Annotated in this window: 1 pseudogene; it reads right to left on the bottom strand. The window is 51.4% G+C overall.

The window, feature by feature from the left end:
- Positions 1–255: pseudogene (locus ACO0LC_RS29360) on the bottom strand (MotA/TolQ/ExbB proton channel family protein); the annotation flags it as partial.

Below are 255 nucleotides of genomic sequence, written 5' to 3'. Positions count from 1 at the left end.
GGCGGCTTTGTACTTTGTCAACAGCACGCTGGATGGACATGGATACCCAGGTATTCAAGTCGATTTGTTCCAGCAGAGCGCCTTCATGGTGTTCTGTGGCTTTGATGCCAGAGTCAGCGATGAAGCGAAATGGGCTGCCTTCTTTCAGGGAAGCTGCACCAGCTTGTACGGAAGCGGCTTTCCAGAATTTGGAGCGTGCATCAGAAGCCTGGCCAGACAGTTTGACCTGGTCGATAATTTTGGTGATGAGGATGT

This window comes from Undibacterium sp. JH2W (genome assembly GCF_049340425.1).
Lineage (GTDB): Bacteria > Pseudomonadota > Gammaproteobacteria > Burkholderiales > Burkholderiaceae_D > Undibacterium.
The sequence above is the reverse complement of the archived record's forward strand: the minus strand, read 5'-3'. Positions and strand labels throughout refer to the sequence as shown.